The organism is Neisseria sp. HMSC078H04 (assembly GCF_001838135.1).
GTDB lineage: Bacteria > Pseudomonadota > Gammaproteobacteria > Burkholderiales > Neisseriaceae > Neisseria.
This window is the reverse complement of sequence record NZ_KV835849.1, coordinates 187897-212142: the sequence shown is the minus strand read 5'-3', so window position 1 is coordinate 212142 and position 24246 is coordinate 187897. Positions and strand designations below refer to the sequence as shown.

The window sequence follows — 24246 nt, the reverse complement described above, 5'->3', positions numbered from 1 at the left end:
ATGAATTTACATTTCATATACATTAATGAAACTTATAATCACATAGTAAGGCTTTGAAAATAAATTATTAGATTACATACATGTGCAAAAAAATCTAACATCATTAACAAAAGTTAACTGCATTGATACTGCCTTTCACACGCTTATCGGTTATATTTCCAAACCTGATGAAACATTAGGAAAACACCGTGTTTGTTGCACTTTCCCGCTATCCGACTTTTATTTTCTTAGCACTCGCCCTACTCTGTTCCAGTCTGCCTGCACATGCCGGTCCGTTTCTGGCTACTTTGGACGACTTCCACCCGAATTGCGACATCCGACAGCTCAATTTATCCGCCGACCAACACGCCGCCCTGCGCCGCCTGCGTACCGACTTCAAACAAATCAACGATAAAGCCTACCGTAAAACCGTACGCTCCGACCGCAATCGCCGTCAAACCATCATCAAAATCCTCTCCGGCGACTCATTTGACTCAAACGCCGCCCGCGATTATGTTGAAAACCGCTACCTCTCCAGCATGGACTATGCGGTGGATGAAATGGAAATCCAATACCGCCTCTACCATCTGCTCAATCCGCGCCAACGCCAGCAATGGTTGTCTTCATGCTTGCGCTGATGGATAAATAAAAATACAAAAAGGCCGTCTGAAACCATATTCAGACGGCCTTTGCTTTTTCAGCCTTAATCCAACACTCTTTCTTCCGGCAACCGGCCTGCCCAGTCGCAGGCAAACTGCCATGCCGAGCGGCCTGAACGGCTGCCGCGCATTTGCGCCCATTGCAATGCGGCTTGGCGCGCCGTATCGTCAAAAGGCACATTGAAATCGTCCAACCAGTTGGCAACAGCGGTCAGATAATCGTTTTGATCGAAAGGATAAAAACTCAGCCATAAGCCGAAGCGGTCGGAAAGGGAGATTTTTTCCTCGACGGCCTCTTTCTGATGGATTTCGCCGCGAGTGCCCGTAGTACCGCCGTTTTCATCCATGTATTCGGGAATTAAATGACGACGGTTGGAAGTGGCATAAACCAAAACATTGGTGCAACGTTGCGACAGTCCACCGTCTAAAGCAGTTTTCAAGGCTTTATAGGTCTCATCGCCGGTTTCAAACGACAAATCATCGCAGAAAACGATAAACTTCTCAGGGCGCTCGGACAACAACGTCAACAAAGCCGGCAGACTGATCAAATCGCTTTTGTCCACTTCAATCAGTCGCAGGCCACGCTCAGCGTATTCGTGCAACAACGCTTTAACCAAGGAGGATTTCCCCGTACCGCGCGCGCCGGTCATCAAGACATTATTTGCCGGACGACCTGCCAAAAATTGCTCGGTATTGCGTTTCAGCCGGTCGGTTTGCGAACCGACTGCCGCCAATCTGCTCAAAGGAAACGTATGCGGACGCGGCAGGCTTTCCAAAATACCTTTTTTGCCCACACTGTGCCAACGGTAGGCCAAAGCGCGCCAGTCGGTTTTACCGGCTTCGTCAGGCAGGATTAAATCCAGACGGTTTAAAACGGAATTCGCTTTTTTCAAAAAATTGGATAATTTCATTTTGGCTTTCTTTTTTTTCAGACGGCCTTTTGAGCCAATACACGCATCACGGTATCGACAACGGCTTGGGTTTGCGGATCGATTTCAATATTGATGAGGTCGCCTTCTTTGCGACTGCCAAACAGGGTACGCTCCAAAGTCTCCGGAATCAGGTGTACACAAAATTCGCTGTCGCTGACTTCGCCTATGGTCAGGCTGCAACCGTCCAAACCGACAAAGCCTTTGGTCAGGATGTAGGGCTTGAGGTTTTCCGGCAGCTCAAACCAAACTGTACGGTTGAACTCGCTTGATTCAATTCGGGAAATTCGGGTAACCGCCATCACATGGCCGCTCATCACATGGCCGCCGATTTCGTCGCCAAACCGTGCCGCGCGTTCCAAATTGACACTGTCGCCGACTTTCAAGCTGCCGAGATTGGTTTTACGTAAGGTCTCGTCCATCAAATCAAAGCTGACTTTGTTGCCGTCAATTCGGGTAATGGTCAGGCAGCAACCATTGTTGGCGACAGAGGCGCCGGTTTGCAGATTGTCGGCGATTTCGGGGGGCAACTCAACTGTGTGGGTACGAAAGTCGGGCGAAGGTTGGGCGATATCTGTAATTTTGCCCATGCCTTGTACGATGCCTGTAAACATGATGTCTTCTTTCCGATGGTACGATAAGGCGGATATTGTAGCATTTTCCAGGCACAAAGGCCGTCTGAAAGCGGTGATGGCGATGGTTTGGGGTATAATCGGATTTTTATTTCCGCAGCCCGATCATGCTCAGCTACCGCCACGCCTTCCATGCCGGCAACCATGCCGATATGCTCAAGCACTTTACCCTCTTCCTCGTCCTCGAATATTTCAACCACAAAGACAAGCCCTATTGGTATATCGATACGCACAGCGGTGCCGGTTTGTATGATTTGAGCAGCGATGAAGCGCAAAAAGTCGGCGAATACAAACAAGGCATTGCGCTCTTGGAACAAGCTGACAAGCTGCCTGCCGAATTGGCCGAATTTGTAGGCCGTCTGAAACAAATACTGCCGCAAGACAACCTTTACTGCGGCTCGCCTTGGCTGGCACAGGCGCTCACGCGCGACAGCGATAAAATGCGCCTCTTTGAGCTGCACCCTGCCGATTTTGTCCATTTACAAAACAATATGCGCGAAGTCCGTCCTGCGCGTAAAGTGCAGGTCAGCCAAGCGGACGGTTATCAAGGCTTGATTTCACTCTTACCTCCTCCGCCTCGCCGCGCCGCCGTCTTGATTGATCCGCCCTACGAAGAAAAACAAGACTACCGCCGCGTCGGCCAAGTCTTGAAAGATACCTTGAAACGCTTTGAAACCGGCTGCTACATGGTTTGGTATCCCTGCCTGAGCCGCGAAGAAAGCCGCAAATTGCCGGACGAACTCAAAAAAATCGCTCCCGACAATTATCTCCATGCCGAGCTTCATGTCCATACGCCGCGCAGCGACGGTTTCGGTATGCACGGCAGCGGTATGTTCGTCATCAACCCGCCCTATATGCTTGCCGAACAGTTACAAAACAATCTGCCCGAACTTTCCAAAATTTTGGCGCAAGATGCAGGCGCGCATTATGTATTGGAAAGCAAAACGAAATAAACGCTGCCGTCTGAACGCATACCCAAGCGCTTCGATTTTGCCGCCATACCCGTTCAGACGGCCTTAACCCTTTATACTTAAGCCTTTTTCCACTACAATTCACAACATAACAATTAACGACCGTCCACTCATGAATATACGCACACCCCTAGCCTGCACACTCCTGCTCTGCGCGTGCAGCGAATCAGCAAAAAACGAATTTAAAGAAGAATTTACCCAAAGTTTCCGCACCGAATTTGTCCGCTCGGCAACCAAAGCCTGCGTAGAAAAAGCCGCAGGAAAAAGCCCGTTTGATTCCGCGACCACTGAAAAAATCTGCCGCTGTATCGGCGAAAAAACAGTCGACCAAATCAATCCTGAAGAAGCAACCTCGCTTTTGGGCGGCAGCGACTCCATGAGCGACGAGCTGAAAAAACGCATCAAAGACACCAGCATCGCCTGCACTAAAGAAGTTTTAGGCATGGCCGAGAGCAAAACCAAATGAACACGCCGTTTTCAGACGGCCTGAAATTGAAAAATGCCCGATTCAAACTTAGGAAAAGAGTGAAACCATGAAGACACTGAACCAATTCTTAGCCCAACACCTGCCCGAACACAAACTGCCGCAAGAGCTGGCCAGCGTATTGGAATCCGTAGCCTCCGCTTGTTTGTACATTAACGCCAAAGTCCGCCTCGGCGCGCTTTCCGGCGTTTTGGGCATGGCAGGTACCGGCAACATCCAAGGCGAAGACCAAAAGAAACTTGACGTCATCGCCAACAACATCATGATTGATGTTTTAAAAACCAATGCCAACATCGCAGGCCTTGCCAGCGAAGAAGAAGACACCTATGTCGCCACACACGAAAACGGCGGCTATTTGGTATTGTTTGATCCGCTGGACGGCTCTTCCAATATCGACGTCAACATCTCCGTCGGCACCATCTTCTCCATCTTGGCGAAACCTGAAGGCGCATTGACTACCGAATCCTTCCTGCAAAAAGGCCGCGACCAAGTGGCCGCAGGTTATGTTTTATACGGTCCGCAAACCCAACTGGTACTGACTGTCGGTCACGGCGTATTCGTCTTCACTCTGGACGATGCCAACCAATTCCTGCTGACCAAAGAAAATCCGCGCGTTCCCGAATCTACTAAAGAATTCGCCATCAATATGTCCAACCAAAGACATTGGTTCGCCCCTGTTCAACAATACATTGACGAATTGCTGGCAGGCGAAACCGGCGTACGCGGCAAAAACTACAATATGCGCTGGGTAGCCAGCATGGTTGCCGAAATTCACCGCATCCTGATGCGCGGCGGCGTATTCATGTATCCGCAAGACAAACGCGACCCATCCAAACCGGGCAAACTGCGCCTGATGTACGAAGCCAACCCGATGAGCCTGATTATGGAACAAGCCGGCGGCGCATCAAACAACGCCATCGAAGCCATGCTCAACATCCAACCTACCGGCCTGCACCAACGTGTTGCCGTATTCATGGGCAGCCGCGAAGAAGTCGAATACGTTTACAATCTGCATCAAAAATAATCAGATGTATTGATTTCAAACCAAAAAAGGCCGTCTGAAATATGATTTTCAGACGGCCTTTGGTTAAAAAATAAAAGAAACGAAAGATTAAAAGGACAGACTCAAATCTGTCCTTTACTGTTTTCCGTCTAATCTTTATTGGATTACGCCGAACGAGCCAGCTCTTCCGCCGCTTTTTGCACCATATCCGGCGTCAGCTTGTTCAAACAATCCGTATGCCCCAACGGACATTCTCGCTTGAAACAAGGCGAGCAATCCAAATTCAAACTGATGATTTTTGCCTTTTGGCTTAGAGGCGGCGTATGGTCAGGGCTGGATGAGCCGTAAACCGCAATCAATTTCCGATCAAGCGCGGCCGCAAGGTGCATCAGACCGCTGTCGTTGCACACGACCGTATCGGCGCAAGACAACAGATCAATCGCCTCCGGAAGATTAGTTTTGCCGCAAAGATTGGTACACAGGCCGTCTGAAAGTCGGTTGATTTCATCTGCAATATCAAAATCTTTTTGCGAACCAAACAGCCAAACCTGCCAACCCTCGGCCAAATATCGGCGGCCGAGTTCGGCAAAATGACGCGCAGGCCAACGCTTGGCCGGGCCATATTCCGCACCGGGACAAAATGCCAAAATCGGTTTATCCGTCGTCAAACCATGTTTTGCCAAAGCGGCTTGACGGCTTTCGGAATCAATCGTGAAACAGGGATTATCGGAATGCCCGTTAAAATCCGCTTGGGTCGGATGCGCCAGCGCAGTATAGCGGTCAACCATCAGAGGCAATGCTGCCTTATCCAACTTACGGATATCGTTCAGCAAAAAATAGCGCGACTCGCCGACGTAGCCCGTACGCTGCTTAATACCCGTAGCCAAGGCAATGATGGCGGATTTGAGCGAACCGGGCAAAACAATCACTTGATCATAGCCTTCTTTTCCCAATTCGCGCCCGATACGCCAGCGTTTTTTCAATTCCAACGCACCATGTCCAAACGGATTTTCCATCACACGGTTGATTTCAGGCATACGCTCAAATACGGCCATCGACCATTTGGGCGCAAAAGCATCAATGGTGCAGCCGGGATGCAGCTCATGCAAACGGCGATAAAGCGGTTGGGTCATGACGCAGTCGCCAATCCAGCTTGGGGTAATAATCAGGATTTTTTTGGACATAATGGAATGTGTTTTTAATTTTGGCTTATTGTAATACGATTTTTAAAAGGCCGTCTGAAACTCGGTTTAATCGCCTAGATCAGAACGTACTAGTTGATACATATTATTTCAACAGATGCGCTCTGGCTTGAGCGCGTGAATCGTTTGTCTTCCCAATTTATCCGGCAAGTTCTGCAAATACCCAACCTGAAACACCAGACCAAACAGCGGCAAGCAATATTTGCTTCATTTTTAAAACCTTATAAAAACAGAAAGGCCGTCTGAAATATTTTCAGACGACCTTTTTATACTGGTTTAACGATGGTAGTTAGGCGCTTCTTTAGTGATTTGTACGTCGTGAACGTGGGATTCGCTCATGCCGGCAGAAGTGATTTCCACAAATTCTGCTTTCTCGTGCATTTCAGCAATATTGGCGCAACCCAAATAACCCATGCTGGAGCGCAGGCCGCCGGTCAGCTGGTGGATGATGTTCACAATCGGGCCTTTGTAAGGAACGCGGCCTTCGATGCCTTCAGGAACATATTTGTCTGTACTGTCGGTTTTGTCTTGGAAGTAGCGGTCGGCAGAGCCTTGGCTCATCGCACCCAACGAACCCATGCCGCGGTAAGACTTGTAAGAGCGGCCTTGGTAGAGTTCGATTTCGCCCGGTGCTTCTTCCGTACCGGCAAACATACCGCCGAGCATGACGCTGTATGCGCCGGCAGCAAGTGCTTTGGCAATATCGCCGGAGAAGCGGATACCGCCGTCGGCAATCAGGGGAACACCTGTACCTTTCAGGGCTTCGGAAACATTGTGAATCGCAGTCAGCTGAGGCACGCCTACGCCTGCCACGATACGGGTCGTACAAATCGAGCCCGGGCCGATACCGACTTTAACGGCATCCGCACCTGCAGCCACCAAATCCAAAGCAGCTTTAGCAGTAGCGATGTTGCCGCCGATGACTTGGATGTGCGGATAGGTGTCTTTTACCCAGCGCACGCGATCGATAACGCCTTGGCTATGACCGTGGGCAGTATCAACCACAATCACGTCCACGCCTGCTTCTACTAATGCTTTGACGCGCTCTTCGGTATCGCCGCCGGTACCCACCGCGGCACCGACGCGCAGACGGCCTTCGGCATCTTTGTTGGCATTAGGGAATTCGGTTGTTTTCAGAATATCTTTAACTGTAATCAGACCTTTGAGTTCATCTTGGTCGTTCAATACCAAAACACGCTCAACTTTGTGCGCATGCATGATTTCGCGGGCCTCATCGATGCTGGTACCTTCAGGAACGGTAACCAAACGGTCGCGGGGGGTCATGATGGCAGAAACCGGCAGATCGACACGGTTTTCAAAACGCAGGTCGCGGTTGGTCACGATACCGACTACTTTGCCGTTTTCCACAACAGGCAGACCGGACATTTTGCGTTTGCGTTGTGCGCGCATTTCCAAGACTTCGCGGATCAATGCGGTCGGCGCAACGGTAACGGGATCTTTCACCACGCCGCTCTCATGGCGCTTCACTTTGGAAACGGCACGCGCTTGCAACTCCGGCGTCATGTTTTTATGGATGATGCCGATGCCGCCTTCTTGAGCCATAGAAATGGCCAGACGCGCTTCGGTAACGGTATCCATTGCAGCAGAAAGTAGAGGGAGGTTGAGCGTGATATCGCGGGTGAGTTTGGTTTGAAGTTTGACATCTCGAGGCAGCACGTTTGAGTGCGCTGGAACCAACAAAACGTCGTCGAAAGTATAGGCTTTTTCTACAATACGCATGATGCTCGGTCTTTCAGTTTGTGCAAGATGCACGGCATTATATCACACCGGCTTGATGCTAACATTGGCAATACACGTTTTAACGTTATTTTTTTACATGATTTGATTTAGCGTACAAAAATATGCCAACGCATTGCAGTTTCAAGTAAAATAAGCCGCATGAGAACATCATTTACATAAGGGAAACCCATGAAATCTTCCGTACTCAAAACCTGTCTGATAACAGCCCTTCTCTCTTCCGCCGCCCTGACCGGCGCGGCCGAGGTGTACACTTGGAAAGGCGCATCGGGCAACAGCTATTCCGATACGCCAAACCGCCTGCAACCGAAGCGTTCCGGCGTGGTCAACATCCGCACGCACAATGTCAAACCTGCCGTTGCACCTGCTTCGGCGGCATCTGAGCCGGTTGCTGAGCAACCCAACGAACAGGTTGCGGAACAAAACAAACAAATTGAAGAACGCAATAAAAAAATCGAAGAGCAAAACCGCCAAAATAAGCTGGAAAACTGCAAAATCGCCAAAATCAACCGCCAAGTCGCCGAAAGCGCACGCTTGGCCAATCGCGACAGCCTGATTAAACAATACCAAAACGACGTCAATAAATACTGCAATTAAGCTCTCAAATAACAATATCAAAAAAGGCCGTCTGAAATTAAATTTCAGACGGCCTTCATCGTTCAGTCCATCAATAATACAGTTGAACCAACAACAAACCGAACGCCAGACTAAATGCCATGCTCAACAAGCCCGGAATCATGAAGCTGTGGTTGAAGATAAATTTGCCGATTCTGGTTGAACCGGTTACGTCAAAGTCGATGGAAGCGATAATCGGGCCGTAGTTCGGAATGAAGAAATAGCCGTTTACCGCGACAAATGTGCCGATGATGATGGGCGCAGGAATACCCAGTTTGATAGCGATTGGGAACAGCGTTGCCACTGTCGCGCCTTGGCTGTTGACCAATACCGACAAGATAAACAAGGCAAAGGCAAAGGTCCATGGTGCAGATTCAACCAAATGACTGACGGTCGATTCCACTTCTGCCAAGTGGCCGTTCATCAAGGTATCGCCCAACCAAGCAACACCAAACACTGCAATCACGGCACGCATACCGGCATGGAATACCGAACCTCGGGTAATCGCATCGCCATTGGGTTTACACGCCAAAATAATCAGCGCAGAAGCAGACAGCATCACGATTTCAATCGTATGTGCCATGCCCATAGGCTTGATCGCACCATCGTGTTCAAAAGCCGGACGCAACTCAGGCAGCGCACCCATCACAACCACCAGCAATGCCGCAGTCAAGAAAATACCGACCGACAATTTGGCTTTCGGCGAAATGGTGACATCGGTTTTTTGCTCCTCCACATCGATGTATTCTTTCACATAGTTCGGGTCTTTCAACAAAGCCTGATAATGCGGATCGTCTTTCAACTCTTTGCCTAGTTTGTTTACGAACACGCAAGCCAAACCGATACCCAAAATCGTGGACGGAACGGTGACTTTCAACACGTCCGCCATCGTGATGTGCTGCGGCTCAAGCATGGAGACGCAGGCAACAACGGCAGCGGCAATCGGGCTGGCGACAATCGCAAATTGGGAAGCGATAACCGCCATTGTCAAAGGACGGGAAGGACGGATGCCATTGCGACGGCTGACTTCGGCAATCACGGGCAAGACCGAGTAAGCCACATGGCCTGTACCTGCCAACACGGTAAAGGTGTATGTTACCGCCGGCGCGATAAAAGTGATGTATTTCGGATTGCGGTGCAGCACGCGCGTGGCAATCTTAATCATATAGTCCAAACCGCCGCTGGCCTGCATGGCCGCCGCGGCAGACACTACCGCCATAATCATCAGCATCACATCAATCGGCGGGCTGGTCGGCTGAAGATGGAAACCAAAAGACAATACGGCCAAGCCGATACCGCCGAGCACGCCCAAACCAATACCGCCAACCTGCGCGCCAATCAGGATACACAGCAGCACAACGGCAAACTGGATAAAAAACATAGTTGACATCACAACTCCCAAAATCCGGCCTTCGCCGAAATAAAATTACAAACGGTTGGATTATAGAGCAAACCCTCTTCCCTAACCATACTTTACCTAATTATACATACTGATCTACATCAAATAAATAATATTCTCATTTAACCAATAGACTCATTAAAAGCACAAAAAAAGGCCGTCTGAAGATTTTCAGACGGCCTCTATGATTCAGATGAAATGATAAGGCTATTTTCCGGCTACTTCTTCATCTTTTATAAAATCAGATACGCCATGGACACAGCGGATTTTGCGTTCCGACAAGGTTGCCTCCAACAAGGCATCATTTTGCGGCAAGGAATCGCGTTCCGCCTCATTGTGCCAGAGGTGGTACGCAATACCGGCAAATTTCAAATTATGGCGTTTCATCCCATTATGATAGCAACGGGCAACAAATTCGCTGTCTTCCCTGCCCCAACCGACAAAGCTATTGTCAAACCCGTTGACGGCCAGCGCATCGCTGCGGAAAAAGCCCATATTGCAGGTTTTGATGCCTTTGTGTTTGCGGTTGCCTTTTCGGCCTGCCAGTTTGGCCAAACAACGGCAGCGCAGGGCGGATAGCCGTTTTTCTATTCCCGAGCTGAACACGGACAAAGCAGGCAAATCGCCTTCGTCCAAAATATCCTGCGTTTTATCCTCAGTCAAAATCACGCGGGAACCCTGTATCAGACGGCCTTTGCGGGCAATCTTCAAATGATCGGCGATAAAAGACGGATCCAAGACCATATCGCCGTCAATCAACACAATATAATCGCCTTTCGCCTGCGCCAACGCACGGTTGCGCGATTCGGCGGCACGAAAGCCTCTATCCGGCTGCCATGAATGCTTGACAGGAATGCTTGTTCTGCGGCGGATAAAATCAACCACTTCGGCGGTTTCCTGCCTTGAGCCGTCATCCGCGACAATAATCTCATCCGGCAGACGGGTTTGCGATAAAGCCGATTTCAACACCAGCTCCAGAGCATCGGGACGATTGTAGGTAGTGATGATGAGGGAGACGGTTATCGTGCGGTTGCGCTCGTAAAGTTTGACATATTTGTAATACGAACCTTGCGCGTTGGACACCGAAATCGTCAGCCCGTCCGCCCCATAGGCAAAACCGCGTTTGAGCAGGTAATTTTTCACAAACGATACGCCGCCATGTAGCAAAGCCTTAAACGGCGAACTGTCTTTCTTAAAGCGGTTTTCTTCCGCATACAGCGAACTGTACTGCTGCATTTTTTGAATCAGCCCTTCGGCGTTTTCAAAAGAATAATGTTTCAGACGGCCATCAAGTTGTTTAACCTTGGCTTCCTGTGGCAACACCAAAGACTCATGCACCTGACGGTCGGAAAAACGGGTAAATCTGCGATGATAAAGGCGCGGAATAATATCCGGATACCAGCCGCAGCCCTTAATCAGTCTGCCGTGGTAATGGTTCAGGCGGGAAAGCGAAAAGATATGTTCCTTCTCATTTTCCAAAACGGCCGCACGAATGGATTCGATTAAAGCCTCATCCGCCACTTCATCGCTGTCTATGCTGAAAATCCAATCGTTTTGCGCCAGTCTGGCCGCCAGATTTTTCATCGGGCCAAATCCGATAAAGTCATGCTTGTAATAGCTGACATTCGGAAAGCCCTTGGCAATTTCAAAAGTACGGTCGGTCGAGCCGTTGTCCAATAGCAGGACTTCGTCAAAGTCTTTCAGCGCACTCAAAACTTCTGAAAGATAACGTTCTGAATTTTTTACCAACATGGCGGCGGTTGCCGGAATTGTGTGCATCATAAAAAGGCCGTCTGAAAAAGGAAGCTGTATTTTAACCGATATACCGCTACAATATGTCCTCCTTTTTTCAGACGGCCTGACTCATGCAGCTTATTCTTGCCCCCATGCAGGGGCTGGTGGACGATGTGATGCGCGACCTGTTGACGCGTATTGGCGGATTTGACGAATGCGTCAGCGAATTTATCCGCATTACGCACACAGTCCACTCACGCGCCACTTGGCTTAAATATGTTCCCGAAATCGCCCATGCCAACCGCACGCCGGCCGGCACGCCCTGTACTGTCCAGCTTTTAGGCAGCGATGCGGAAAACATGGCCGTCAATGCTTTGGAAGCCGTGCGTTTCGGTGCGGACAAAATCGACCTCAACTTCGGCTGCCCCGCGCCGACGGTCAATAAACACAAAGGCGGTGCGGTCTTGCTCAAAGAGCCGGACTTGATTTACCACATCGTCCACACCCTGCGCCAACGCCTGCCACAACACATTCCGCTAACTGCCAAGATGCGGCTCGGTTATGAAGACAAAAGTCTGGCATTGGAATGCGCTTCCGCTATTGAAAACGGCGGCGCATGCGCGTTAACCGTCCATGCACGCACCAAAGTCGAAGGCTACGAACCGCCGGCACATTGGGAATGGGTGCGCAAAATCCGCGATGCGGCCAGTATTCCTGTTACCGCCAACGGCGATGTGTTCAGCCTTCAAGACTATCTCGATATTAAAACCGTCAGCGGCTGCGACAGCGTGATGCTCGGGCGCGGCGCGGTTATCCGTCCCGACTTGGCTCGGCAAATCAAACAATATGAAAACGGCGAAACAGTGAAAGACACCGACTTTGCCGAAGTCTCCTCATGGATAGTCCAATTCTTCGACTTGTGCCTTGCCAAAGAAGCCAACAACAAATATCCGGTTGCCCGTTTGAAACAGTGGCTGGGCATGATGAAAAAAGAGTTTGAACAGGCGCAGGTATTGTTCGACCGTATCCGCGCTGTCAAAGAAGTGGATGAAGTGAAACAGATTCTGCTGTCGTTTGAACAAGAGATGCATTCATGATTAAAAAAAGGCCGTCTGAATTTCAGACGGCCTTTGATTTCATCACCTACATACATAATCAGCCAACAGTCTGCCTTTTTCCGCACTGGCTGCATTAGCCATGTTTACCTGTCTGGTCTCAGGGCCATTCTTAGATTTCAGGGCTTCACCATATTTTCTGGCAAATTCTTTATTGGCACTGGTCACCCTTGACTCGGTAGAATCCAACATGAAGCCGTCTTGCTCATATTTGCCTTGCGCAGTAATAATCAAGATATTTTCAGGCGCAGGATAATCCGGAAAATCAATATAGTTGGTAACCAGCTTGTAGGAAACGCCTTTGCCGTGTTTCATATCCTGACAGATGCCGTTAGGCGCGGTAAAGACTGCATGGCCGATCCGGCTACGCCCGAAATCGTAAAAATCGATTCTCTTCGCAGAAGCCAATTGTTTTCTATCGTTGCCGTCATTGATATTTAATGACTTGCCGTTTACCAAAAACAGGGTTGGCAACAAGGGGGTGCCATGATAGGCTTCCAAATTATATGCTTCGCCCAACAGCTTGCCTTGGCGATACACCGTCAAGACAGGCTTTTTCAAACCATTTTCCGGATTACCGGTTTTCTTAAAAGAAATCTTCTGAACCACATTGCCAAATTCATAATAAGGTCGCGACTGCACACCTGTTTTCGTATCCTGCAGAGCACTCCAGCTACCGTCCGTCGTTTGGGCGTATGCAGTCACAGCAGCAAACAGAATACCCAATAGTAAAACTTTAGAATGTTTCATTCATAAACTCCTTCTCAAGTAAACAAAAAAACGGATGTGTGCCTTTACTGCTTATTTTTGTTTCTTTATTAAAATTTTAGAACTATTGTACTAACTTAGCAAGGGATTAAAGAACAGGCCGTCTGAACATTCAGACGGCCTTGATTAACATCAATTCTTAAGAAGCTAAAACGCGGGGGAACAAAATCTCATTTTCCAAGTGGATGTGGTCTTTCAAATCGTCCACCATCTCTTTGGCCAATGCGTACAAACGGGTCCAGCTGCCGCAAGCGCCTTCGGGAAGCTCAAAATTATTGGTCAATTCTTCCAAACGCGCGATGGCCTGATCGTGGTCTTCGTGTTCATGCATCATCACGCTGATGGGCATGGCCGCGCCGCGACCCACACCCTGATTAATCATCGGGAACAACATGCGCTCCTCTTTCATCATGTGCATCAACAGCTCGTTTTGCATATAGGCCAACAAATCAGGCACTTCGGCAGGGAAAGTATCTGCATGAACCTGCGCCACTTTTTGCGCCAGCGGAACCAACTCTTCAAACTGGGCACGATGAACGTTGTGATAACGTTGCAGGATATGGTCAATCGTAGAATTGAAAGGCGCGGTTTCCCAAAGGGTAAAGTCGGTCATGGCTGTGTTCCTTTAAAGATTTATATTGGATGAATGTTAGATATAAGGATACACGCTGCAAACGGCTTTGTATAGTTTTTTAACTGCTTAATTAATTGATAATAAAAGTTATTTTCAAAATTAAAATACCAAACAGGCCGTCTGAAACATAAAGTCAAAGTTTCAGACGGCCTGCCCTTTTCTTAAATAATCCAACGATATAACGCAATCATTACCGGCATGGTTACCACACAAAGCAAGGTTGTCAGCCCATAAATCGCGCTGGCTTTTTGGGCATTTTTGCCGTAAACAACCGCCATTTGAGTAACTGTCGCGGCGGCAGGCGAAGTCGTTGCCAAAAAGCTGATCAAAACAACCGTATCCGCATGCGCATCATGATGGGCAAAACCGCAGACTTTGACGGCAAAAAGCAATAATACCGGAATCAAAATCAGCCTTAAAAAAGCAACAAGATAAAGCCTTGGCGTCCACATAATCGAGCGCAACGGCAGAGAAGCCAAAAGCATGCCCGCCACCAACATAGCAACCGGGCCAATCATGCCGCCCACCGTCGCCAAAGTATTATCGACAATATGCGGCAGCTTGATTTGAAAGGCAAACATCAGCAGCCCGACCAGCATGGATAAGATGTTGATATTGGTAAAAATGGTTTTCCAAGCCACATTGCCTCGGCCGCAAATCAACAGGCGCAGATGCGTCCAAAATAAAAACGTCTGCACCATGATAAAACCGCTGGTGTAAATCACCCATTCCGCACCAAAGACCGACATCACCAAAGGGATAATCAGGTTGCCCGAATTGCTGTACACCGTTGCCGCGTGTTCGAGCGCATCGAGTTTGAACAAGTGTTTAAACACCCTGCCTAAAACAATCAATACCACATGGAAAAACACCGCCAGCGTGACGGAAAGCTTCAGCCCTTCGATAATCTGCGGCGTATTGTCCATCTGAAAGGCATGAATCATGACAGACGGGCTGATCAAGTAAAGCGCGATAACGGAGAGCGTGTAGCTGTTTTCCGATTTCAACAGCCCGGCTTTCACCAAAGCCACGCCCATCAAAACAATCAGCGTCAGCTCGGTAATTTTTCCGGCAAGCAGGAAAGAGGTTTCCATAATAAAAAAGCGGCAAAAACGTTGATTTTACGCTTGTACTGCTTGGCATGCCAAATTCAGACGGCCTGAAGCCTTTTTCCAACAACCCGACATAATTTGCCCTACCGCAAAGCAAATCAATATAAATCTGTCCATATATCCGCTATAATCAGCCATTTTCTTCAAACAGGAAACATCATGTCCCCTAGCCGTTTCAATCAAACGGGCCCCAAAATCGGCCTGAGCGTACGCCTTGCAGAAACCCAAGCTGAAATCGAAGCCGCCCAAAGATTGCGCTATCAGGTTTTTGCCCAAGAATTGGGTGCGGAAATCGAAAGCGATGACGGCCGCGATGTCGATCCTTATGATGAACATTGCCACCACCTGCTCGCCTTCGACGATGCAACCGGCGAGGTAATCGGCTGCTACCGCCTGATTACAGAAGAAACCGCAAAAAAAGTCGGCGGCTGGTACAGCGAGCATGAATTCGACCTTGAGCCTTTGAAAGACATCCTGCCGCAAACCGTAGAACTTGGCCGTGCCTGCACCCACCCGGACTACCGCAACGGCGGTTTGGTCATGCTGTTGTGGACCGGTTTGGTCAAATTCATGAAAGACGAAAACCTGCGCTTTATGATTGGTTGCGGCAGTATCGAAATGCGCGACGGCGGCAACGATGCGGCGGGCCTGTATCATGCTTTGAAAGACAAATACCTCGCTCCGGCACAATGGTGTGTCAAACCGCTCAACCCGCTCAAATGGGACAGCATCACGCCGTCTGAAAATCCGCCTGTACCTGCACTGATCAAAGGCTATCTCAAAGCAGGCGCGTGGTTCTGCGGCGAGCCTTGCGTCGATGAAGCATTCAACTGCGCGGATGTTCTGATCATGATGGACATCAGCCACCTTTCCGACCGCTACTTGCAGCGTTTTGCCCCTAAAACCGATTCATAATAAAAGGCCGTCTGAAACTTCAGACGGCCTGCCTAATCTTTATAAAAAAAACACACACAATGACTGCCAAAATCCGTTTTATCTTCCGTCTTCTCTGTATTGCCGGCTGCCTTTTGTACGGCATGGCCGAAATGTTTTTTCTGTTTCCCTTTTACAGCAGCAAACGCAAACTGCGCGCAATCCAATTATGGTCGCTGCGCGTGCTCGCTTCCTGCGGCATGAAACTGCAAACTTTCGGCACGCCGCCGCAAGAAGATCGCGGTCAGCTGATTATCAGCAACCATATTTCATGGTTGGACATTATGGCGGTCAACGGCGCATTCCCCGGCCGTTTTGTGGCTAAAGACGATGTAGCCAAATGGCCGGTGGTCGGTTATCTCGCCACGAAAGCGCAAACGGTTTACGTCTCGCGCAACCGCGGCATCAAAGGCAATTCCGCCAAAATTGTAGGTGTGACCGAAGCACTGAAAAACGGCGATACCGTCGCCATTTTCCCCGAAGGCACCAGTACCGAAGGCCGTGAAATCCTGCCGTTCAAACCCAGCTTTTTTCAGACGGCCTATGATGCAGGCGTACCGATTATTCCGGCACTCTGCCGCTATCCGAATCCGGACGGCAGCAGCCCCAATCCGCACACTGCCTACTACGGCGACATCAGCCTCTGGCAATCCATCTGCATGGTCATCAGCCAACCTTCCAGCATGGTCGAGCTGCATTTCCTCGATCCGATTGAAGCGGGAGAAGACCGCTATGCTACCGCGCTTCACGTACACGCCCTGTTGAGCGAAAAGCAAAAACAGTTGGGCTGATCAAAAAAAGGCCGTCTGAATGTTCAGACGGCCTTTTCCATTATCTTATGTCTTAAGATGAATATTGCACCGAATCGCTACCGCTTTTCTTTTGAATAAATTCAATTTTGTAGCCATCTGGATCTTCAACAAACGCAATCACAGTCGTGCCGTGTTTCATCGGACCGGCTTCGCGTACCACTTTACCGCCCATTTCTTTGACACGCTCACACGCCGCATAAGCATCATCGACTTCAATCGCGATATGGCCGTAAGCATCGCCCAAGTCATAAGACTCGGTATCCCAGTTGTGGGTCAGTTCCAAAACAGTATGGTCCGCCTCATCACCATAACCAACAAAAGCCAAAGTAAAACGGCCTTCAGGATAATCGCGGCGGCGCAGCAGTTGCATATTCAATACGTTTTGATAGAAATCCAAAGAGCGTTCGAGATTGCCGACACGCAGCATAGTATGAAGCAAGCGCATGATTTTGTTCCTTTCTGAATTATGTTTGGTCATGGATTATAACACATCGGGCATTTGCCCCCTCATCTTAGAAAATGCCGATACATACACCGTGTAGAAATGAAGCGTATCCTCTATCGCCATTTGAATTTCATGTATTAACAAGCACACCGACTGACTAAATTGCTATAATCGCCACACTTACAACACAACACTTCAAACCGTCATGAAAACCTTTGTTCTTCCAGATACCCGCCCTTATCCGCAGAGCCCTATCAAAAACTACCTTCTGCTCAATGCCTATCAGCTGGCGCACAACTCCTCCTCCGCATCACGCAAGCTTTCGGCCGGCCAACTGCAAACCGAAATCCGCACCATGCTCAGCCAAAACCATTACATCAACCTTTCATTGGCAATGACCATGGCCCCTGACGTCGGCACTTACACCAGCCTGATTCAAAGCGTGGGCGAAGTCTTGAAGGCAGAAAACGATAACGAAGCCCAATGGTTTGCCCTGCCTGTCGTTTTGGTCGCCGGTTGCAAAAAAGAACAAACCCTGCCGCTCACGCTGCCTACCGAAGCCCTCTTCGCCTGCCTGCAAAACTACCCTAATCTGCGCGCCCTTACGCAAAACACGCAATGGCTGCCCTACCTCGTCCAATCTACCGACTTGAGCAGCGTTACCCCGGGCGACTGGTTCCAAGCCAAGCAAAATGATGAAGCGGCAGGCGCATTCCTGCAAAAATTCGAATACAAACCATTGACGCTGCCCGAAGGTCAATCCGTCCATGTTGTTTACGCGCTGGGCTACGGCAATAAAGACATTCAGACGGCCTTGGGCCTCAACCTGCAACAGGCAGGCCTGCCATTGATGCAGGTTTGGCAAGAGCATCTCGCCCTTGACGGCGTTACCCTCTTTACCAACCCGCTCTCGCCCAATACGCCGCTTGACGCGCTTACCGACGGCAGCCACACCCGCCAACGCATGGCCATGGACGTTTTTGCCACCAACGCCATCCGCGCCATCCGTATGCAAAGCCCGCGCGTCGGCGTTGTTGCCGCAGCCAAGGCGGACGGCAAGCTCCAGTTTAGCTTCAACGCGACCGACAGCGCGTTTGAAATCGTTCCGCAGACCTTCACTTGGGAGCTGGCCTCAACCGACAATATCGCCATCGTTCAGCAAAACTTCCTCGACCTGATGGCCGAATGCCGAATCGAGCACCTCTACCTGCTGCACAACCCATTGGGCGAAAACGAGAACATCCCTACTTATGCCCAAGCGTTGAAACTGGAAGGTCATAATCCTTTCTTCAGCAATGTAAACTAAATTGAAAATGCAACACGCCAAGGCCGTCTGAAAACGGTTTAGCGTGTTGCATTGATTTTCAAACCTTACCGCTCATTTTCACAAACATGAAAACCCACAAAATCCTTTTCGTCTGCCTCGGCAACATCTGCCGCTCCCCCATGGCCGAATACGTCCTGCGCCACCGTGCACGCGAAGCAGGCATGGGCAATGCCGTCATTACAGCCAGCGCAGGCACATCAGGCTGGCACGACGGCGAAAACATGCACGAAGGCACGCGCCGCACGCTCAAGCAACACGGCATCGACCCGTCAGGCTTTACCAGCAGCAAAATCAAACCCAGCGATGCCGATCATTTCGACTACATCATCGTGATGGACGACAACAACCTCAGAGAAACCGAAAAGCAGCTCGGCTTCCACCCCGGTAAAATCTTCAAACTGACCGACCTTATCCCCGATTCAGGTTACAACCACGTTCCCGATCCGTGGTACACAGGCGACTTTGACGAAACCTACCGTCTGGTCGATGCCGGCAGTTTGGCCTTGTTGGAAAAACTGAAACAGGCTTAAATCGGCTTGAACAATAAAAGGCCGTCTGAACAAGTATCTCAAAAGCCATGCTTTCGTGATTACCTGTTCAGACGACCTTTATCTATGACCGCAATCAACCTACGCGATAAAACGCCAGACTGCCTAATAAATTCGGCAGATGTTTGACCTGTCGGTTGCCCGTCATGACCGCACGCTCAAGCACGCGGATTTTGTTTTTGGCACACAGCAAATCAAAGTCTTTGAGGGTACACCAATGGATATTGGGCGTATCGTACCAATGATACGGCATCCGCTCGGAAACCGGCATATGGCCGCCAATGGCAATTTGGAAGCGGTTGCGCCAATAGCCGAAGTTAGGGAAGCTGACAATCGCCTGTTTAGCTACGCGCATCAGGCAGCGCAAGATTTTTTCCGTGTTCTGCATCGCCTGAATGGTTTGGCTCAAGACAATCACATCAAAACTTTGATCGCCAAAAGCCACCAAACCTTCTTCCAAATCGGCCTGAATGACGTTCACACCGCGGGATATGGCGGCAATCACGCTGTCGGTATCGATTTCAACACCGTAGCCGGTGCAATTTTTATGTTCCACCAACGCGGCCAACAGCTCGCCGTCACCGCAGCCTAAATCGAGTACGCGGCTGCCTTCGGGTATCCAATCGTAAATGAGTTGCAAATCGTCGCGCAGATTCATTTTTGGCAGTCCTTGTAAACGTTGTTCATGTAAGCAGCAACCGCACGGATATAGGCTTCGTCTTCCATCAAGAAGGCATCGTGGCCGTGATTGGATTTGACTTCAATGTATTGCACGGATTTTTGCGCGGCGATTAACGCCTTGACCAATTCATGCGAACGTTGCGGCGAGAAGCGCCAGTCGGTACTAAAGCTGGCGACAAAAAATTTGGCCTGCACATTCTCTACGGCGCGTGTGAGGTTGTGGCCGTAATCGGCGGCCGGGTCGAAGTAGTCGAGTGCCTTGGTCATCAGCAGATAAGTATTGGCATCAAAACGGCCGACAAACTTGTCGCCTTGATAGCGAAGATAAGATTCCACTTCAAATTCAACGCCGTAACCATACTGATAGCCGTCTGATTTTAAATCGCGGCCGAATTTTTTACCCAAGCCGTCTTCAGCAAGATAGGTGATGTGTCCCATCATGCGCGCAATACGCAAACCGCGTGAAGGAACGGTATGATGGCTGCGGTAATTTCCCTCATGAAAATCGGGATCGGTCAAAATGGCTTGACGGGCAACATCGTTAAACGCGATGTTTTGAGTGGAGAGTTTAGGCGCGGAAGCGATAACGAGCGCGTGGGCAACGCGTTTAGGCAAAGAAATCGTCCATTGCAATGCCTGCATACCGCCCAAACTGCCGCCGACAATGGCCGCCCATTTTTGAATGCCGAGATAATCGGCAAGCATGGATTGGGACTTCACCCAGTCTTTGACGGTTACCACCGGAAAATCCGCGCCATATTCGTGGCCGGTTTCAGGGTTTTCGGACAAAGGGCCGGTACTGCCGTCGCAGCCGCCCAAGTTATTCAAACCGACAACGAAAAAGCGTTCGGTATCGATGGGTTTGCCGGGGCCAACCATATTGTCCCACCAGCCGGCGTATTTATCCTCCGCACTGTGCTTGCCGGCAACGTGATGATTGCCTGACAGGGCGTGGCAGATCAGGACGGCATTGCTTTTGTCGGCATTGAGTGTGCCGTAGGTTTCAATCATCAGGTCGAAACGGGGTAAGGTTTTGCCGTTTTCCAGAGCAAGCGGTGTGTCAAACGGGATTTTCTGGGGCGTTACAATGCCCACTGAGGCATTTGTTGTCATTTGTAATTTCCAAGTGAAGCGGCAAAAGGGGTATTATAACGTTTCGTTTGTGTTTTGTGCATGAGGCTTCAGACGGCCTGCCTTAATTAAAGGCAATATTTTTGAGAGGATGTAGAATGATAGGCAGGCTTTTACGATTTTTTTTCTTTTGCGCCATCGCGGCATTGATTGTGAACCGTCTGTTCAGCCGCAAACAAAAGCGCACCATTCGGGAAATCGCCAAAATCAGCGCGTGGGTATTACTGGGCGCGGCGACGGCTACGCTGTTTTGGTATTTGATGATGCTGTTTTTCAAGCATATTCCCAATTCTTATTGAAATAAAATATAAAAGGCCGTCTGAAAACCTTAATCCAGCGTTTTCAGACGGCCTTTTGATATTCAAACTTAAAACAATTCTTCCGGAATCTTGCAAACCGGAATCGGATTGACTTTGTGCTGCATGGCTTTGTGCAATCGTGTATAGATTGCCAAAACTTCGCGCTGTCTGCCTTCAAAATCTTCAGGCTTGTGGCTGCCGTACACGCTCATCGCCCATTCGAGTTCGGGATAAGATGCGCCCATTTGCTCTTCATCGGTACGCTCGGTATCCCAAAGGCCGTCTGTCGGTACAGCTTTTTGAATGTCTTCCGATACGTCCAACTCGGCTGCCAACGCGTACACTTGAGTTTTGGTCAAATCGGCAATCGGGCTGATGTCCACGCCGCCGTCGCCGTATTTGGTGAAAAAACCGACGCCGAAATCTTCAATTTTGTTGCCTGTCCCCGCCACCAGCAAACCATGCAGCTGGCCGTAATAATAAAGCGTCGTCATGCGCAGGCGGCTGCGTGCATTGGCAAGTGCCAGCTGTTTGTTGGGAAATTCGGTTTCGCTGACATCAACGGTATCGGCAAAAGTATCAAAAGTTTGGGTCAAATCGACACTTTGCGCTTTTACATTGGGATAACGCTGTTTCAGACGGCCCATGTGTTCTTGCGCGCGGTTGACTTGGTCGGATTTCTGACGAATCGGCATTTCCAACAACAAAACCGACAAACCGGTTTGCGCTGCAAGGGTGGAAACCACGGCAGAATCGATGCCGCCGGATACGCCGACGACAAAACCTTTGGCATGCGCCTGCTCGGCGTAATCTTTGAGCCATTGAACAATATGGCGGATGATGGCTTGGGTTTGCATAGGGATAAATGTTCGCTTCAAATAAAACGAATGATAGCCTGATTTGCACTTGTCTGAAAGACGACAGGGTATAATGCCCTTTTTATTTCTTGCACACACACCATGTCCAAACCCATCCTTCTGCGCTGGCTCGTTGTCTGCCTGATTCCGCTCACCACCCTTTTATGGTTTGCCCTCAACCCGCCCGAAGACAAAACGCAACACCTCATCAACGGCATCATCCTTGCCTGCGAAGCCACGTTCCTATTTAAATTCGTCCTCTTTGACGTCATCAAACACCACCTCAAACAAGAGCCTGAATTGAAACGGCAAAGCATTTGGATGTTTATCCCGATTGTTTTGCTGATTGTTTATTTGTTCCACTATTTCGGCGCATTCTGATGTTTTCAGACGGCCTTGGGCATATTTTTCCATGAACACCACCCCACCTTATACCTGCTGGATTTTCTGCAACGTCATCGACAACTTCGGCGACATCGGCGTTTCATGGCGGCTGGCGCGTGTTTTGCAACGGGAACTCGGCTGGCAAGTGCATTTATGGACAGACGATTTCCCATCCCTTCAGGCACTCTGCCCTGACTTAGCCTCGATTCCCAATATCCATCAAGGCATCAGCATTCACGCTTGGCAAGCCGACCATGCCGAAGATACCGATACAGCCCCTACCCCCGACATCGTCATCGAAACCTTCGCCTGCGAACTGCCCGACAACGTTCAATCCATCATCCGCCGACACCAACCGCTTTGGCTCAACTGGGAATACCTCAGCGCGGAAGACAGCAACGAGAGGTTGCACTTAATGCCCTCACCCCAAGCCGGCGGCATACAGAAATATTTTTGGTTTATGGGTTTCAGCGAAAAAAGCGGCGGCCTGCTGCGCGAACGCGATTACGCCGAATCTGCCCGCTTTGATACGGAAGCCTTGCGCCGACAACTCAAACTTTCCACAAAAAACACGCCCGAATGGCTGCTTTTCGGCTATCAAAGCGATATTTGGGCAAAATGGCTGACCATGTGGCAACAGGCCGGCCAACCCATTACCCTGCTGCTTGCAGGTACACAAATTATCGCCAGCCTGAAAAACAGCGGCCTAGTGCCGCAAAATGCCCTGCTTGAAGACGGCGATATGTATCAGAGCGAACACATTACCCTGATCAAAATCCCTTTTGTCCCCCAACAGGATTTCGACAAACTGCTCAACCTTGCCGACGGCGCCGTCATACGCGGTGAAGACAGCTTTGTTCGCGCTCAGCTCGCCGGAAAGCCTTTCTTTTGGTACATCTATCCGCAAGAAGAAAATATCCATCTCAACAAACTGCACGCGTTTTGGGACAAAGCGCATCAGGTTTATCCGGATGTTGTCGCCACGGCACACTGTCTCCTTTCCGACGAACTCAACAACGGTAAAGCACTCAGCGACAACCAGCGCCTGCAAGCATGGCAAACCCTGACGGCACACCAAAACGAATGGCGGCAAAGCGCGGCAAAATGGCGGGACGGACTTTTTACCCAAAAAAGTGCCATCGAAAAACTTGCCGCCTTTATTTCAAAGCACAAAAAAATACGCTAAAATAGCGCGTTTTATTACAACCGATTTGATTGGAAAACTACAATGAAAACAGCACAAGAACTGCGCGCCGGCAACGTATTCATGGTCGGCAACGATCCTATGGTCGTTCAAAAAACCGAATACATCAAAGGCGGCCGCTCTTCCGCCAAAGTCAGCATGAAACTGAAAAACCTGCTGACCGGTGCCGCTTCTGAAAGCATTTACAAAGCCGACGACAAATTCGACGTCGTAATCTTGGCCCGCAAAAACTGTACTTACAGCTACTTTGCCGACCCAATGTACGTCTTCATGGACGAAGAATTCAACCAATACGAAATCGAAGCCGACAACATCGGCGACGCGTTGAAATTCATCGTTGACGGCATGGAAGACGTATGTGAAGTCACTTTCTACGAAGGCAACCCAATCTCCGTAGAATTGCCTACCATCATCGTTCGCGAAGTTGAATACACCGAGCCTGCCGTTAAAGGCGATACCTCCGGTAAAGTGATGAAAACCGCGCGTCTGGTCGGCGGCACTGAAATCCAAGTGATGTCTTACATCGAAAACGGCGACAAAGTCGAAATCGATACCCGTACCGGCGAATTCCGCAAACGTGCTTAATCAGCCCGTAACACAAAAAGGCCGTCTGAATATTCAGACGGCCTTT

The 24246-nt window shown here is 49.7% G+C and carries 27 protein-coding genes; 14 read left to right on the top strand and 13 right to left on the bottom strand.

Annotated features, from left to right (window positions below):
* Positions 1 to 188: 188 nt before the first annotated feature.
* Positions 189 to 617, top strand: coding sequence for a Spy/CpxP family protein refolding chaperone (locus tag HMPREF2560_RS06750; protein ID WP_070608224.1), 429 nt, complete (start codon positions 189 to 191; stop codon positions 615 to 617).
* Positions 618 to 682: 65 nt separating this feature from the next.
* On the opposite strand, the gene HMPREF2560_RS06745 is transcribed toward HMPREF2560_RS06750, so the two are convergent.
* Complete coding sequence (locus HMPREF2560_RS06745) at positions 683 to 1549, bottom strand: ATP-binding protein (RefSeq protein WP_036472369.1); 867 nt, start codon at positions 1547 to 1549, stop codon at positions 683 to 685.
* Between the two features lie 17 nt (positions 1550 to 1566).
* Positions 1567 to 2181, bottom strand: a complete 615-nt coding sequence (locus HMPREF2560_RS06740) for a riboflavin synthase (RefSeq protein WP_003683409.1) — start codon at positions 2179 to 2181, stop codon at positions 1567 to 1569.
* Positions 2182 to 2306: 125 nt separating this feature from the next.
* Between HMPREF2560_RS06740 and rlmJ the strand changes: the two genes are divergently transcribed.
* From rlmJ to HMPREF2560_RS06725, 3 genes are all read left to right on the top strand, one after another.
* Positions 2307 to 3152 (top strand): 23S rRNA (adenine(2030)-N(6))-methyltransferase RlmJ, encoded by an 846-nt coding sequence (gene rlmJ / locus HMPREF2560_RS06735; RefSeq protein WP_070608223.1) that lies wholly within the window; start codon positions 2307 to 2309, stop codon positions 3150 to 3152.
* Positions 3153 to 3282: 130 nt separating this feature from the next.
* The gene (locus tag HMPREF2560_RS06730) at positions 3283 to 3636 is read left to right on the top strand and encodes a hypothetical protein (RefSeq protein ID WP_070826166.1); all 354 of its coding nucleotides are present in this window, start codon (positions 3283 to 3285) and stop codon (positions 3634 to 3636) included.
* A 67-nt stretch (positions 3637 to 3703) separates the two neighbouring features.
* Entirely contained in the window at positions 3704 to 4678 is a 975-nt protein-coding gene (locus HMPREF2560_RS06725; RefSeq protein ID WP_070826165.1) for a class 1 fructose-bisphosphatase, read from the top strand.
* Positions 4679 to 4821: 143 nt separating this feature from the next.
* Here HMPREF2560_RS06725 and waaF read toward each other — a convergent pair whose 3' ends face one another.
* Both waaF and guaB read right to left on the bottom strand, forming a co-directional pair.
* Entirely contained in the window at positions 4822 to 5841 is a 1020-nt protein-coding gene (gene waaF / locus HMPREF2560_RS06720; protein ID WP_070873794.1) for a lipopolysaccharide heptosyltransferase II, read from the bottom strand.
* Between the two features lie 294 nt (positions 5842 to 6135).
* Positions 6136 to 7599: an IMP dehydrogenase gene (guaB, locus tag HMPREF2560_RS06715; RefSeq protein WP_049333375.1), complete on the bottom strand. Its 1464-nt coding sequence runs from the start codon at positions 7597 to 7599 to the stop codon at positions 6136 to 6138.
* Positions 7600 to 7788: 189 nt separating this feature from the next.
* On the opposite strand from guaB, the gene HMPREF2560_RS06710 reads away from it, so the two are divergent.
* A complete protein-coding gene (locus HMPREF2560_RS06710; protein ID WP_070608219.1) occupies positions 7789 to 8214 on the top strand; it encodes a DUF4124 domain-containing protein in 426 nt (141 codons plus the stop codon).
* A gap of 70 nt (positions 8215 to 8284) precedes the next feature.
* On the opposite strand, the gene HMPREF2560_RS06705 is transcribed toward HMPREF2560_RS06710, so the two are convergent.
* Positions 8285 to 9613, bottom strand: a complete 1329-nt coding sequence (locus tag HMPREF2560_RS06705) for an anaerobic C4-dicarboxylate transporter family protein (RefSeq protein ID WP_070608218.1) — start codon at positions 9611 to 9613, stop codon at positions 8285 to 8287.
* 225 nt (positions 9614 to 9838) lie between these two features.
* On the bottom strand, positions 9839 to 11413 hold the full coding sequence (locus HMPREF2560_RS06700) for a glycosyltransferase family 2 protein (protein WP_070608217.1): 1575 nt from the start codon (positions 11411 to 11413) through the stop codon (positions 9839 to 9841).
* A gap of 83 nt (positions 11414 to 11496) precedes the next feature.
* On the opposite strand from HMPREF2560_RS06700, the gene HMPREF2560_RS06695 reads away from it, so the two are divergent.
* On the top strand, positions 11497 to 12462 hold the full coding sequence (locus HMPREF2560_RS06695; RefSeq protein WP_070608216.1) for a tRNA dihydrouridine synthase: 966 nt from the start codon (positions 11497 to 11499) through the stop codon (positions 12460 to 12462).
* Between the two features lie 42 nt (positions 12463 to 12504).
* On the opposite strand, the gene HMPREF2560_RS06690 is transcribed toward HMPREF2560_RS06695, so the two are convergent.
* From HMPREF2560_RS06690 to HMPREF2560_RS06680, 3 genes are all read right to left on the bottom strand, one after another.
* On the bottom strand, positions 12505 to 13230 hold the full coding sequence (locus tag HMPREF2560_RS06690) for a DUF8095 domain-containing protein (protein ID WP_070608215.1): 726 nt from the start codon (positions 13228 to 13230) through the stop codon (positions 12505 to 12507).
* 157 nt (positions 13231 to 13387) lie between these two features.
* Positions 13388 to 13861: an iron-sulfur cluster repair protein DnrN gene (gene dnrN, locus HMPREF2560_RS06685; RefSeq protein ID WP_070608214.1), complete on the bottom strand. Its 474-nt coding sequence runs from the start codon at positions 13859 to 13861 to the stop codon at positions 13388 to 13390.
* A 182-nt stretch (positions 13862 to 14043) separates the two neighbouring features.
* Positions 14044 to 14976: an AEC family transporter gene (locus HMPREF2560_RS06680; protein ID WP_070608213.1), complete on the bottom strand. Its 933-nt coding sequence runs from the start codon at positions 14974 to 14976 to the stop codon at positions 14044 to 14046.
* Positions 14977 to 15153: 177 nt separating this feature from the next.
* Between HMPREF2560_RS06680 and HMPREF2560_RS06675 the strand changes: the two genes are divergently transcribed.
* The gene (locus tag HMPREF2560_RS06675; RefSeq protein ID WP_070608212.1) at positions 15154 to 15909 is read left to right on the top strand and encodes a GNAT family N-acetyltransferase; all 756 of its coding nucleotides are present in this window, start codon (positions 15154 to 15156) and stop codon (positions 15907 to 15909) included.
* A gap of 59 nt (positions 15910 to 15968) precedes the next feature.
* The gene (locus tag HMPREF2560_RS06670) at positions 15969 to 16718 is read left to right on the top strand and encodes a lysophospholipid acyltransferase family protein (protein WP_070608211.1); all 750 of its coding nucleotides are present in this window, start codon (positions 15969 to 15971) and stop codon (positions 16716 to 16718) included.
* Positions 16719 to 16770: 52 nt separating this feature from the next.
* Here HMPREF2560_RS06670 and gloA read toward each other — a convergent pair whose 3' ends face one another.
* A complete protein-coding gene (gene gloA / locus HMPREF2560_RS06665; RefSeq protein ID WP_003685011.1) occupies positions 16771 to 17184 on the bottom strand; it encodes a lactoylglutathione lyase in 414 nt (137 codons plus the stop codon).
* A 205-nt stretch (positions 17185 to 17389) separates the two neighbouring features.
* Between gloA and HMPREF2560_RS06660 the strand changes: the two genes are divergently transcribed.
* Complete coding sequence (locus HMPREF2560_RS06660; RefSeq protein ID WP_070608210.1) at positions 17390 to 18490, top strand: conjugal transfer protein; 1101 nt, start codon at positions 17390 to 17392, stop codon at positions 18488 to 18490.
* A gap of 86 nt (positions 18491 to 18576) precedes the next feature.
* Complete coding sequence (locus HMPREF2560_RS06655) at positions 18577 to 19041, top strand: low molecular weight protein-tyrosine-phosphatase (protein ID WP_070829569.1); 465 nt, start codon at positions 18577 to 18579, stop codon at positions 19039 to 19041.
* 94 nt (positions 19042 to 19135) lie between these two features.
* On the opposite strand, the gene metW is transcribed toward HMPREF2560_RS06655, so the two are convergent.
* Positions 19136 to 19717, bottom strand: a complete 582-nt coding sequence (gene metW, locus HMPREF2560_RS06650) for a methionine biosynthesis protein MetW (RefSeq protein ID WP_049329691.1) — start codon at positions 19715 to 19717, stop codon at positions 19136 to 19138.
* Positions 19714 to 20853, bottom strand: coding sequence for a homoserine O-succinyltransferase MetX (locus tag HMPREF2560_RS06645; RefSeq protein WP_070829567.1), 1140 nt, complete (start codon positions 20851 to 20853; stop codon positions 19714 to 19716). Before HMPREF2560_RS06645 ends, metW begins: the two co-directional genes overlap by 4 nt.
* Before the next feature lie 116 nt (positions 20854 to 20969).
* Between HMPREF2560_RS06645 and HMPREF2560_RS06640 the strand changes: the two genes are divergently transcribed.
* Positions 20970 to 21170 carry a protein MIGRI gene (locus HMPREF2560_RS06640; protein WP_070587794.1) on the top strand — a complete coding sequence of 67 codons (201 nt, stop codon included), beginning with the start codon at positions 20970 to 20972 and terminating at the stop codon, positions 21168 to 21170.
* A gap of 68 nt (positions 21171 to 21238) precedes the next feature.
* Here the strand turns inward: HMPREF2560_RS06640 and nadE are convergent, their stop codons facing one another.
* On the bottom strand, positions 21239 to 22027 hold the full coding sequence (gene nadE / locus HMPREF2560_RS06635; protein ID WP_070608208.1) for an NAD(+) synthase: 789 nt from the start codon (positions 22025 to 22027) through the stop codon (positions 21239 to 21241).
* Between the two features lie 102 nt (positions 22028 to 22129).
* Between nadE and HMPREF2560_RS06630 the strand changes: the two genes are divergently transcribed.
* The 3 genes from HMPREF2560_RS06630 to efp are packed head-to-tail and all read left to right on the top strand — an operon-like array spanning position 22130 to position 24200.
* Positions 22130 to 22408: a hypothetical protein gene (locus HMPREF2560_RS06630; protein ID WP_070608207.1), complete on the top strand. Its 279-nt coding sequence runs from the start codon at positions 22130 to 22132 to the stop codon at positions 22406 to 22408.
* Between the two features lie 31 nt (positions 22409 to 22439).
* Positions 22440 to 23597: an elongation factor P maturation arginine rhamnosyltransferase EarP gene (gene earP / locus HMPREF2560_RS06625; RefSeq protein WP_070608206.1), complete on the top strand. Its 1158-nt coding sequence runs from the start codon at positions 22440 to 22442 to the stop codon at positions 23595 to 23597.
* Positions 23598 to 23639: 42 nt separating this feature from the next.
* The gene (gene efp / locus HMPREF2560_RS06620; RefSeq protein ID WP_070608205.1) at positions 23640 to 24200 is read left to right on the top strand and encodes an elongation factor P; all 561 of its coding nucleotides are present in this window, start codon (positions 23640 to 23642) and stop codon (positions 24198 to 24200) included.
* The last annotated feature ends 46 nt before the right edge of the window (positions 24201 to 24246 follow it).